The organism is Pseudomonas sp. MYb118, assembly GCF_040947875.1.
Taxonomy (GTDB): domain Bacteria; phylum Pseudomonadota; class Gammaproteobacteria; order Pseudomonadales; family Pseudomonadaceae; genus Aquipseudomonas.
This window is the reverse complement of the sequence record NZ_JBFRXN010000002.1, coordinates 85,890-97,471: the sequence shown is the minus strand read 5'-3', so window position 1 is coordinate 97,471 and position 11,582 is coordinate 85,890. Positions and strand designations below refer to the sequence as shown.

Genomic DNA, 11,582 nt, shown 5'->3' with positions numbered 1-11,582 from the left:
AACGATAACCACCATTTGTTCCATCAAAGGCCCGGTGCAGACGCTCCTGTCTGCATAAGAGAGCCCCTTTAGCCTGAGCCGATCTGCGTGATGCCAACCGCTGTCCATCCAGCGGCAGATTGCTCGACCCCATAACCATGACAAATATGCGGGCGTGCCCATGATTACCCTGAAACTCAATGGTCAAGACCATCAACTCGACGTCACCGAGGACATGCCGCTGCTCTGGGCGATCCGCGATGTGGTCGGCTACAACGGCACCAAATTCGGCTGCGGCATGGGCCTGTGCGGCGCCTGCACCATTCATATCGAAGGTTTGCCGGCGCGCAGTTGCATCACGCCCATCGGCTCGGTGATCGGGCAGAACGTCACCACCATCGACAACCTGCACGCCGACCCGGTCGGGCAGGTCGTGCAACAGGCCTGGCTCGACAGCGCCGTGGCGCAATGCGGTTTCTGCCAGGGCGGGCAAATCATGTCGGCGACCGCGCTGCTCAAGACCAACCCCAACCCCAGCGACGAGCAGATCGAAGAGGCGATGGTCGGCAACATCTGCCGCTGCGGCACCTACAACCGGATCAAGACCGCGATCCGTCAGGCATCCACCCACCTGAAGGAGGCCAAGGCATGAGCCAGTTACCGAATGATTTTGCCCTGAGCAACCTGAGCCGCCGGGGCTTCCTCAAGGGCGTGGGCGCCACCAGTGCGCTGGTGATCGCCGCCAGTTGGGGTTGGCAGGATGCATTCGCCGCCGAAACGGAGAAAAAGTTTGGCGCCGACGGCATGCCCAATGGCTGGATCGACGACCCGAAGGTCTACGTCAGCATCGCCGCGGATGGCACGGTGACGGTCATGTGCAATCGCTCGGAAATGGGCCAGGGCGTGCGGACCAGCCTGACCATGGTGGTGGCCGACGAGCTGGAGGCCGACTGGGCGATGGTGAAGGTGCAACAGGCACCGGGTGACGAAGTGCGTTTCGGCAACCAGGACACCGATGGCTCGCGCAGCATGCGTCACTGGTATGAACCGATGCGCCGTTGCGGCGCCGCCGCGCGGACCATGCTCGAGCAGGCGGCGGCCGACCAGTGGAAAGTCCCGGTGGGCGAGTGCCACGCACAGTTGCACAAAGTCATCCATAAACCCTCCGGGCGCGAGCTGGGCTATGGCGCCCTGGCCGCTGCCGCGGGTGCCCTGGCGGTGCCCGCGCGCGACAGCCTGCGGCTCAAGGACCCCTCGCAATTTCGCTACATCGGTAAAGAGGGCACTCGGGCCATCGACGGCGCGGATATCGTCAACGGTCGCGCGGTTTACGGCGCCGACGTGCATTTCGACGGCATGCTCTACGCTACCATTGCCCGTCCGGCCGTGTATGGCGGCAAGGTGAAATCGCTGGATGACAGCGCGGCGCTGAAAGTCCCCGGCGTGATCAAGGTCCTGCAGATCGAAGGCCGGCCGTTGCCTTCGGAATTCCAGCCCCTGGGCGGCGTGGCGGTGGTGGCCAGCAACACCTGGGCGGCGATCAAGGGCCGCGAGGCGCTGAAAATCGAGTGGGATGACGGCCCTAACGCCAGCTACGACTCGATTGCCTACCGCAAGGAACTGGAAGCGGCGTCCCTGAAACCGGGCAAGGTGGTACGCAACACCGGTGACATCGACAAGGCCATCAGTACTGCCAGCAGCACACTCGAAGCGTCCTACTACCTGCCGCACCTGGCACAGGCGCCCATGGAGCCGATGGTTGCCATCGCCCGTTACCAGGACGGTGTCTGCGAAGCCTGGGGGCCAAGCCAGGCGCCGCAGGTCACCCGCGAGCGCATCGGCGAACGCCTCGGCCTGCCTTTCGACAACGTCACGTTCAACGTCACCCTGCTGGGTGGCGGGTTCGGGCGCAAATCCAAGCCGGACTTCGTCATCGAAGCCGCCGTACTCGCCAAGGAGTTTCCGGGCAAGGCGGTACGGGTGCAGTGGACCCGTGAAGACGACATCCATAACTCGTACTTCCATACCGTCTCGGCGGAATACCTCAAGGCCGGCCTGAACAAGGAAGGCCTGCCGTCCGGCTGGCTGCACCGTACCGTGGCGCCGAGCATCACCGCGCTGTTCGCGCCGGGTATGAACCACGAAGCGGCCTTCGAGCTGGGCATGGGCTTCACCAACATGGCCTACGCGATTCCCAACGTGCGTCTGGAGAATCCTGAAGCCGTCGTGCACACCCGTGTCGGCTGGTATCGCTCGGTGTCGAACATTCCCCATGGTTTCGCCATCCAGAGCTTTGTCGATGAACTGGCGCACAAGGCCGGTGAGGACCCGCTCAAGTACCAGATCAAGCTGCTCGGCCCGGACCGTAAGATCGACCCGCGCACCTTGAGTGAAGAATGGAACTACGGCGAGTCTCCCGAGCGTTATCCGATCGACACCGGGCGCATGCGTACCGTGCTGGAAACCGCCGCGAAAGCCGCCGGTTGGGGGCGTCAGTTGCCCAAGGGGCGCGGGCTGGGGCTGGCGGTGCATTACAGCTTCGTCACCTATGTGGCGGCCGTGATCGAAGTCGAGGTCAAGGATGACGGCACGTTGATCGTGCACAAGGCCGACATCGCGGTCGATTGCGGTCCGCAGATCAACCCCGAGCGCATCCGTTCGCAGTTCGAAGGCGCCTGCGTGATGGGCCTGGGCAACGCCGTGCTGGGCGAGATCAGCTTCAAGGATGGCAAGGTCCAGCAGGATAACTTCCACATGTACGAAGTGGCGCGCATGTCCCTGGCGCCGAAGGAAGTCGCGGTGCATCTGGTGACCCCGCCAGGCGAGGTACCGCTGGGTGGCGTCGGCGAGCCGGGTGTGCCGCCGATTGCGCCGGCCCTGTGCAATGCGATCTTCGCCGCCACCGGCAAGCGCATCCGTAACTTGCCGGTTCGTTATCAGTTGCAGGGCTGGCAAAAGGCTGAGGCTTGATGGACAGCGTCGATCTGAACGTACTGCGCAGTGTCTTGCAGTGGCGCCAGGCGGGGCAGCGGGTGATGTTGTACAGCGTGGTCCAGACCTGGGGCACCGCGCCCCGGGCTCCGGGCGCCATGCTGGCCCTGCGTGAAGACGGCGTGGTGATCGGTTCGGTGTCCGGCGGCTGCATCGAGGACGACTTGATCGCCCGGATGCACGATGGGCGCATCGCGCCGGACGGGCCGCCGGTGCAACTGATCACCTACGGCGTGACCCAGGAGGAGGCCGCACGCTTCGGTTTGCCCTGCGGTGGCACCTTGCGCCTGACCGAGGAACGGGTCGGCGATCCGGCCTGGGTCGCGCAACTGCTGGCCCGTTGCGAAGCCCATGAAGTCGTCGCGCGGGTGCTGGACATCGCCAGTGGTGAAGTCCGCTTGCAACCCGCCGGCAAGGGTGACGTGCTGAGCTTCGATGGCCACACGTTGCGTGGGATCTACGGTCCGCGCTGGCGCTTGCTGTTGATCGGGGCGGGGCAGTTGTCGCGGTATGTCGCCGAGATGGCGCGGCTGCTGGATTTCGAAGTGCTGATCTGCGATCCGCGCAGCGAATTCGTGCATGGCTGGGAAGAACAGCACGGGCGTTTTGTCAGTGGCATGCCGGATGACGCAGTGTTGAGCATCCAGACCGACGAACGCACGGCCATCGTTGCGCTGACCCACGATCCACGGCTGGACGACATGGCGCTGCTCACCGCGCTCGACTCCAGGGCTTTTTACGTTGGTGCGCTGGGTTCGCGGGTCAACAGCCGCAAGCGCCGGGACAACCTGCTTCAGCTAGGCTTGTCCGAGGAAGCCATCGAACGTTTGCACGGCCCGATCGGTTTACACATCGGCAGCCATTCCCCGGCGGAAATCGCTCTGTCGCTGCTGGCTGAAATCGTGTCGATCAAGAATGGCGTCGAGTTGAAGCAGAAAAAGGAGAGCGCATGAGCGAGCCGGTGGGTGTCATCGTATTGGCTGCCGGGCAGGGCAGTCGGTTCCGGCAGATCGCGGGTGCCGACCGGGACAAGCTCCTGGCCGACTGCACTGGACGCGATGGCAGCGTGCGTTCGGTGATCGAGCAGGTGCTGGTGAGTGTGCCGGCCGGGCTGACCAAGCGTGTGCTGGTCACCACCGAAGACCGCCCGCAAGTCATGCGCATGGCCCAGGCCTATGGTTTTGAAGTGGTGCTGATCGAGTCGACCGGGATGGGCGACAGCATTGCGGCGGGAGTCGCGGCGTGCCCGGAGCTCGCCGGATGGTTGATCGCCCTGGGAGATATGCCGTTCATCCTGCCCTCCACATTCGAGAAAGTGCTGGCGGCGGTGACGGAGGATGGGATCAGCGTGCCGGTGATCGGTGGCGAGTATGGCCATCCTGTGGGGTTTGGGCGTGCGTTCGCTTGCGGTTTGACGGCGTTATCCGGAGATCGGGGCGCCAAACCACTGTTCGCCTCGGCGAAGGTGCTCGAAGTGCCAGTCGATGACCACGGAGTGCTGTGGGATGTCGACACACCCGAGCGCCTGACCTTCACCGTGTAGGAGCGAGCTTGCTCGCGATGGTGGCCCAGACACCGCGGGCATTCAGGCATCCCGCGTCATCGTTCACGACCATCGCGGGCAAGCCCGCTCCCACAGAAGATCAAAGGCACCACGATCCCCTGTAGGAGCGAGCTTGCTCGCGATGGAGGCCCAGACACCGCGAGCATCCAGGCATCCTGCGTTATCGTTAACGACCATCGCGAGCAAGCCCGCTCCCACAGAAGATCAAAGGCATCCCCGATCCTATGTAGGAGCGAGCTTGCTCGCGATGGAGGCTCAGACACCGCGGGCATCCAGGCATCCCGCGTTATCGTTAACGACCATCGCGACGGTTCGACGCCTCGACAGGCTCGCTCCCACAGAAGATCAAAGGCATCCCCGATCCCCTGTAGGAGCGAGCTTGCTCGCGATGGAGGCCCAGACACCGCGGGCATTCAGGCATAAAAAAGCCCCGCCTGGCATCACCAGGCGGGGCTTTTCGTTACCGCGGGAATCAGACGAGCGGTTTAGGCTCGTGTTCTTTTTCCTCGGCTTCGTGCTGCACAACGGCTTCCTGGACGGAGCGTGGTGCTTCGTGGATCACCGCTTCAGCAGCCTCGGCAGCTGGCTCGGCGATCGGGGCGGGGGCCTCGATCACTTCAGCCACGACCGGTGCTGGCTCTTCAGCTACCACCGCTTCAACCGGAGCAGCAGCGGCAGCCAGTTCGGCTTCCTTCTGCAGGCGCTCTTCCTCACGCTTGCGACGACGCACTTCACGTGGGTCGTTCGGCGCGCGGCCACTTGGGGTCAGGGCGCTGACTGGAGCCGCCTCGACCACTGGGGCAGGTGCTTCGACTACCACAGGTGCTTCAACCACTGGCGCTGGAGCGGGCTCGGCGGCCGCCACGACGGGTTCGGAAACCATGGCTTCGGCAGTCTCCGGCTCGGCGACTGGCGTCGGCGCTTCGACGACGGCTGGCTCGGCCACCCAGTTGAACGCCGTTTGCTCTTCGCGAACTTCACGAACAGTTTCAGTCACGGTTTCAACGACGGTTTCAGCAGCTGGCTCTGCAACCACGGCAGGTGCTTCTTCAACCACGACCGCCGGTTCCACGGCAGCTTCAATCTGAGGCTGGGCTTCGACATGGGCCGGGGCCACTTCGATTTCCGGCGCGGCAGTCGCTTCAACCGGGGTAGTCGCTTCAACGACCGGTGCTTCGACTGCAGCGGTTTCCAGCGTGGCAGCGGTGGCGCGTTCGGCTTGCTCGTTGGCCTGTGCTTCGGCCGGAGCGCTGATCACGGTGCTGGCGACAGCGGCGGTGACCGCCAGGCCAGCGGCCAGGTCAGCGGTGCTCGGTGCTTCGCTGCCTTCGTTGGTTGGCGACTCTTCCGAACCTTCGATCACGTTGCCGTCGGCATCGCGTTGACGCTCGCGACGGTTGCTGCGACGACGCTGGCCACGGGAACGACGACGTGGACGATCGCCTTCGGCGCCTTCCTGACCGTCTTCACCCAGTTGCTCTTCGTTGCCGGTCAGTTCTTCTTCGGCTACGGCAGCAGCGGCTTGTTCGGCACGCGGTTGACGCTCTTCACGCGGTGGGCGTGGAGCGCGCTCTTCGCGCGGCTGACGGGCCGGACGTTCTTCGGCAGCGGCAGTTACAGCGGTTTCCGGCGCAACGGTATCCAGCGGCTCGCGCAGGACACGCACGCGTTCTTCACGCTCGCCACGTGGCTTGCGGTCTTCGCGAGGCGCGCGCGGTGCACGTTCTTCACGCGGGGCGCGTGGTGCGCGTTCTTCGCGGGCGGCCGGTGCTTCTTCACGAGCTTCACGGGCTTCGCGCGGCTCACGTGGTGCGCGCTCTTCACGCGGTGCACGTTCTTCGCGAGGCTTGCGTTCTTCGTCACGGCGACCGTTACGGTTGCGGCTCTGCTGGCGGCCGTTGCGACGCTCTTCGTTGCGCGCTGGACGCTCGGTGGCGGCTGGTTTTTCAACCACAGCCGGAGCCGCCGGCTCTTCCTTGGTGGCGAACAGGCTGACCAGCGACTTCACCAGGCCCTTGAACAGGCTTGGCTCTGGCGCGGCTACCGGAGCTGCGACCGGTGCGGCAGGCACTTCGGTCGGTACCGGGGCGTTGGCACGGGCCGGGGCGGTCTTGACCGCCGCTTCCTGGCGAACCAGGGTGCGGGTCGCTGCAGCCGGCTGGACTTCTTCGACTTCGGCAGCGGCTGCGGCGATTTCGTAGCTGGACTGGTTGTTGGCCGCTTCCGGGCTGTCATCACGCAGGCGCTGAACTTCGAAGTGCGGGGTTTCCAGGTGATCGTTCGGCAGGATGACGATACGGGCACGGGTGCGCAGTTCGATCTTGGTGATCGAATTGCGTTTTTCGTTGAGCAGGAACGCTGCAACCGGAATCGGCACCTGGGCGCGAACTTCGGCGGTGCGGTCTTTCAGGGCTTCTTCTTCGATCAGGCGCAGGATCGCCAGCGACAGCGATTCAACATCACGGATGATGCCCGTGCCGTTGCAGCGTGGGCAGACGATGCCGCTGCTTTCGCCCAGCGATGGACGCAGGCGCTGACGGGACATTTCCAGCAGGCCGAAGCGCGAGATGCGACCGACTTGCACGCGGGCGCGGTCGGCTTCCAGGCATTCGCGGACTTTTTCTTCCACGGCGCGCTGGTTCTTGGCCGGGGTCATGTCGATGAAGTCGATGACGATCAGGCCGCCGATGTCGCGCAGGCGCAACTGACGGGCGATCTCTTCGGCCGCTTCAAGGTTGGTCTGCAGGGCGGTTTCTTCGATGTCGCTGCCTTTGGTGGCGCGCGCCGAGTTGATGTCGATGGACACCAGGGCTTCGGTCGGGTCGATGACGATGGAGCCGCCGGAAGGCAGCTCGACGACGCGCTGGAAAGCGGTCTCGATCTGGCTTTCGATCTGGAAACGGTTGAACAGCGGAACGCTGTCTTCGTACAGCTTGATCTTGCTGGCGTACTGCGGCATCACCTGGCGGATGAAGGTCAGGGCTTCGTCCTGGGCTTCGACGCTGTCGATCAGCACTTCGCCGATGTCCTGGCGCAGGTAATCGCGGATGGCGCGGATAATGACGTTGCTTTCCTGGTAGATCAGGAACGGCGCGGAGCGATCCAGCGAGGCTTCCTTGATCGCGGTCCAGAGTTGCAGCAGGTAGTCGAGGTCCCACTGCATTTCTTCGCTGCTGCGGCCCAGGCCGGCAGTGCGCACGATCAGGCCCATGTCGGCAGGGGCAACCAGGCCGTTCAGCGCTTCGCGCAGTTCATTGCGCTCTTCGCCTTCGATGCGGCGCGAGATGCCGCCGGCACGCGGGTTGTTCGGCATCAGGACCAGGTAACGACCGGCCAGGCTGATGAAGGTGGTCAGGGCGGCGCCCTTGTTGCCACGTTCTTCTTTTTCGACTTGAACGATGACTTCCTGGCCTTCGCTCAGGACGTCCTTGATGTTGACGCGACCTTCAGGGGCTTTCTTGAAGTACTCGCGGGAGATTTCCTTGAGGGGCAGGAAGCCGTGGCGCTCGGAGCCGAAATCGACAAAGGCAGCCTCAAGGCTCGGTTCGATGCGAGTAATCCGGCCTTTGTAGATGTTGGCCTTCTTCTGCTCGCGTGCACCGGATTCAATGTCCAGGTCGTAGAGGCGCTGGCCATCTACCAGTGCAACACGCAACTCTTCGGGTTGAGTTGCGTTAATCAGCATTCTTTTCATGTAGTACCGTCGGTTTCCGGGCTGCCGGAAACGGCGTTCGGCACACACGACTTCTCACGGTCGGTGTCAGGTGCGTCGGGAGTGGTTGGCCATTCCCGTGTCCAGCGAGGTCCGGCCAATGTGGGCCTTCGTCGCGACGTACGCGTCCTGCTTGCTGTGGCTACTTAAGCACTCAGTCAGGAGGAGGAATCAACCGGCGGCTGTGGACGAGATGAAGCGTCTTGATAAAGCCTATTGCTACACAGTCCAGCGGTTGTGCATCTCCACCCTACACGTATCCCTGATAATTCGGGTGCTGCCGCGCGCAGAATCCGCAGCGGGTTGGCATTTACCGTGAGCTCCGAAAGGGGAGGTCACGCATCATGGCTAAATTCAGGCGTTGTTTCCGAAGCCTTCGCTCGGGGTCATCCGCAGCTGACTGCACTTTGTGAACTGGCCGTGAATATTGGCTCGCGTGGCGAGTTAAAACTCTGCTTTGCGGCGTGATTCAGGCCTCATGTCACCTGCGCTCGTTACAGCTGCAAACTCCACCGTTACGTAGCGAAAGCCCCGTAGGACGGCCTTGCGTCCTGGTGAATTGCTTTGGTCAGGGTCGGTTTTTGACCGTTAATCCGCTGTCCAGGCCGCTTTTGGCGGCGTTCGCGACTATAGCAGTAATGATTAAGTGCTTCAATTCCATAAAAAATTGATATCATCCGCGCCATGACGACTACTGCCCCCTCGACTCCAGGCGTTCAAATGCTTGAGGTCTCGCCGGAATATGCCGGCCAACGTATTGATAACTTCCTTCTCGCCCGGCTCAAAGGCGTGCCCAAGACCTTGATTTACCGCATTTTGCGCAAGGGCGAAGTGCGCGTGAACAAGGGTCGGATCAAGCCCGAGTACAAGCTGCAGGCGGGCGATATCGTGCGCGTGCCGCCGGTGCGCGTGCCTGAGCGCGACGAGCCGGTGCCGGTGGCCCAGGGCCTGTTGCAGCGCCTGGAAGCCTCGATCGTCTACGAAGACAAGGCGCTGATCGTGATCAACAAGCCGGCCGGGATCGCGGTCCACGGCGGCAGCGGCCTGAACTTCGGTGTGATCGAAGCCTTCCGTCAGTTGCGCCCCGATGCCAAGGAGCTGGAGCTGGTGCACCGCCTGGACCGCGACACCTCCGGCCTGTTGATGATCGCCAAGAAACGCAGCATGTTGCGTCACTTGCACGAGCAACTGCGCGGTGACGGTGTCGACAAGCGCTACATGGCACTGGTGCGCGGCAACTGGCCGTCGTCGATCAAGCAGGTGCGTGCGCCGTTGCAGAAGAGCAACCTGCGCTCCGGCGAGCGCATGGTCGAAGTCGACGAAGAAGGCAAGGATGCTTTGACGGTGTTCAAGGTTCTGCGTCGTTTTGGCGATTTTGCCACCATGGTCGAAGCAAAACCGATCACCGGGCGTACTCACCAGATCCGCGTCCACACCTTGCATGCCGGGCACTGCATTGCCGGTGACACCAAGTACGGCGAAGAGGGTTTCAGCAAGGAAATCCGTGACCTGGGTGGCAAGCGCCTGTTCCTGCACGCGTACATGTTGACTGTGCCGCTTCCCGACGGTGGCGAATTGAAGCTTCAAGCGCCAGTTGACGAGATGTGGGCCAAGACCGTGGAGCGTTTGAGTGCGCCCATCTGACTACAAATTGCTGATATTCGACTGGGACGGCACCTTGGCCGATTCCATTGGTCGGATTGTCGAGGCCATGCACGTGGCCTCCGAGCGTTCCGGTTTCCCGTTGCGTGATGATTTTGCCGTCAAGGGCATCATCGGCCTGGGCCTGCCGGAAGCCATCCGTACGCTGTACCCGGAAATCGCTGACGACGAGCTGATTGCCTTCCGTCAGCACTACGCCGATCACTACATCGCCTCGGAAGCCGTGCCTTCGCCGTTGTTCGAAGGTGTGGTGGAGTCGATGGAGGCCTTCCGGGCCCAGGGTTATCACCTGGCCGTCGCGACCGGCAAGGCGCGGCGCGGGCTGGATCGGGTGCTCAAGTCCCATGGTTGGGAACACTATTTCGACGCCACCCGTGCCGCCGACGAAACCGCCAGCAAGCCGCATCCGCTGATGCTCGAGCAGATCATGGCGCATTGCAAAGTGGCGCCTGCGCAGGCGCTGATGGTCGGGGATTCGTCCTTCGATTTGCAGATGGCGCGCAATGCCGGCATGGATTCGGTAGCGGTCAGCTACGGTGCCCAGTCGATCGACGCACTGAAGCTGTTCGAGCCGACACTGGCGATCGACCGTTTTTCAGAACTGCACGCCTGGCTGAATCAGCGGGCCTAATGGATTTTTGCTGGGGTAGATGGCATGACCGACGAATGGAAGGCGCCCAAGGCGAACGAAGAGAGTGCCGAGGGCGGTGACGCAAAAAGCTGGAAGCTCCTGGAAAAGACCTTGCTGGCCAGTGTGCAGGAGCAGCGCCGGTCGCGGCGCTGGGGGATTTTCTTCAAGCTGCTGACCTTCGTGTATCTGTTTGGCGCGCTGGTGCTGTTCACGCCGCTGATGGACATGGAGAAGGCCGCCACGCGCAGCGCCAACTACACCGCGCTGATCGACGTGACCGGCATGATTGCCGACAAGGAACCGGCCAGTGCCGACAATATCGTCGGCAGTCTGCGCGCGGCCTTCGAGGACAAGAAGGTCAAGGGCGTCATCCTGCGTATCAACAGCCCGGGCGGCAGTCCGGTGCAGTCGGGTTATGTCTATGACGAGATCCGCCGCCTGCGTGGCCTGCATCCGGACACCAAGCTGTACGCGGTGATCTCCGACCTGGGGGCGTCCGGTGCCTACTACATCGCCAGCGCTGCCGACCAGATCTACGCCGACAAGGCCAGCCTGGTCGGTTCCATCGGTGTGACCGCGGCCGGCTACGGCTTTGTCGGTACCATGGAGAAGCTCGGTGTCGAGCGTCGTACCTACACCTCGGGCGAGCACAAGTCGTTCCTCGATCCGTTCCAGCCGCAAAAGCCCGAAGAGACGGCGTTCTGGCAGGGTGTGCTGGATACCACGCACAAGCAGTTCATCAACAGCGTCAAGCAGGGTCGTGGCGATCGCCTGAAGGATGCCGAGCATCCGGAGCTGTTCTCCGGCCTGGTCTGGTCCGGCGAGCAGGCCTTGCCGCTGGGCTTGATCGACGGGCTGGGCAACGCCAGTTCGGTGGCGCGTGACGTGATTGGCGAGAAGGAGCTGGTGGACTTCACCGTGCAGGAGTCGCCGTTCGACCGCTTCTCGAAGAAGCTCGGTGCCAGTGTGGCCGAGCATCTGGCGATGTGGATGGGGTTCCAGGGCCCTTCGCTGCGCTGAGAACCTTGGTTGCATGAAAAAAA

General features: G+C 63.0%; 8 protein-coding genes. 7 read left to right on the top strand and 1 reads right to left on the bottom strand.

Features of this window, described 5'->3' with window-relative positions; all coding sequences use genetic code 11:
- Nucleotides 1-160: 160 nt before the first annotated feature.
- From ABVN20_RS06225 to ABVN20_RS06210, 4 genes are read left to right on the top strand one after another with little or no spacing between them, the layout of a single operon-like run.
- Nucleotides 161-631: a (2Fe-2S)-binding protein gene (locus ABVN20_RS06225; protein WP_368554662.1), complete on the top strand. Its 471-nt coding sequence runs from the start codon at nucleotides 161-163 to the stop codon at nucleotides 629-631.
- Complete coding sequence (locus ABVN20_RS06220; RefSeq protein WP_368554661.1) at nucleotides 628-2,949, top strand: molybdopterin cofactor-binding domain-containing protein; 2,322 nt, start codon at nucleotides 628-630, stop codon at nucleotides 2,947-2,949. Before ABVN20_RS06225 ends, ABVN20_RS06220 begins: the two co-directional genes overlap by 4 nt.
- The gene (locus tag ABVN20_RS06215) at nucleotides 2,949-3,923 is read left to right on the top strand and encodes an XdhC family protein (RefSeq protein WP_368554660.1); all 975 of its coding nucleotides are present in this window, start codon (nucleotides 2,949-2,951) and stop codon (nucleotides 3,921-3,923) included. Before ABVN20_RS06220 ends, ABVN20_RS06215 begins: the two co-directional genes overlap by 1 nt.
- Nucleotides 3,920-4,513, top strand: coding sequence for an NTP transferase domain-containing protein (locus tag ABVN20_RS06210; RefSeq protein ID WP_368554659.1), 594 nt, complete (start codon nucleotides 3,920-3,922; stop codon nucleotides 4,511-4,513). Before ABVN20_RS06215 ends, ABVN20_RS06210 begins: the two co-directional genes overlap by 4 nt.
- A 493-nt stretch (nucleotides 4,514-5,006) precedes the next feature.
- Here the strand turns inward: ABVN20_RS06210 and rne are convergent, their stop codons facing one another.
- Nucleotides 5,007-8,228, bottom strand: coding sequence for a ribonuclease E (rne, locus tag ABVN20_RS06205; protein ID WP_368554658.1), 3,222 nt, complete (start codon nucleotides 8,226-8,228; stop codon nucleotides 5,007-5,009).
- A 702-nt stretch (nucleotides 8,229-8,930) separates the two neighbouring features.
- Here rne and rluC point away from each other — a divergent pair.
- Genes rluC through ABVN20_RS06190 form a run of 3 tightly spaced genes read left to right on the top strand, consistent with a single transcriptional unit; the run spans nucleotide 8,931 to nucleotide 11,559 of the window.
- Entirely contained in the window at nucleotides 8,931-9,890 is a 960-nt protein-coding gene (gene rluC / locus ABVN20_RS06200) for a 23S rRNA pseudouridine(955/2504/2580) synthase RluC (protein ID WP_368554657.1), read from the top strand.
- The gene (locus ABVN20_RS06195; RefSeq protein ID WP_368554656.1) at nucleotides 9,877-10,539 is read left to right on the top strand and encodes an HAD-IA family hydrolase; all 663 of its coding nucleotides are present in this window, start codon (nucleotides 9,877-9,879) and stop codon (nucleotides 10,537-10,539) included. The genes rluC and ABVN20_RS06195 overlap by 14 nt, the downstream gene beginning before the upstream one ends.
- Before the next feature lie 24 nt (nucleotides 10,540-10,563).
- Nucleotides 10,564-11,559, top strand: coding sequence for a S49 family peptidase (locus ABVN20_RS06190; protein WP_368554654.1), 996 nt, complete (start codon nucleotides 10,564-10,566; stop codon nucleotides 11,557-11,559).
- Nucleotides 11,560-11,582 lie beyond the last annotated feature (23 nt).

Excerpts from the sequence above, each read along its gene's own strand:
- ABVN20_RS06225 (WP_368554662.1), top strand. The coding sequence starts at position 161 with ATGATTACCCTGAAACTCAATGGTCAAGACCATCAACTCGACGTCACC.
- ABVN20_RS06220 (WP_368554661.1), top strand. The coding sequence starts at position 628 with ATGAGCCAGTTACCGAATGATTTTGCCCTGAGCAACCTGAGCCGCCGG.
- ABVN20_RS06215 (WP_368554660.1), top strand. The coding sequence starts at position 2,949 with ATGGACAGCGTCGATCTGAACGTACTGCGCAGTGTCTTGCAGTGGCGC.
- ABVN20_RS06210 (WP_368554659.1), top strand. The coding sequence starts at position 3,920 with ATGAGCGAGCCGGTGGGTGTCATCGTATTGGCTGCCGGGCAGGGCAGT.
- rne (WP_368554658.1), bottom strand. The coding sequence starts at position 8,228 with ATGAAAAGAATGCTGATTAACGCAACTCAACCCGAAGAGTTGCGTGTT.
- rluC (WP_368554657.1), top strand. The coding sequence starts at position 8,931 with ATGACGACTACTGCCCCCTCGACTCCAGGCGTTCAAATGCTTGAGGTC.
- ABVN20_RS06190 (WP_368554654.1), top strand. The coding sequence starts at position 10,564 with ATGACCGACGAATGGAAGGCGCCCAAGGCGAACGAAGAGAGTGCCGAG.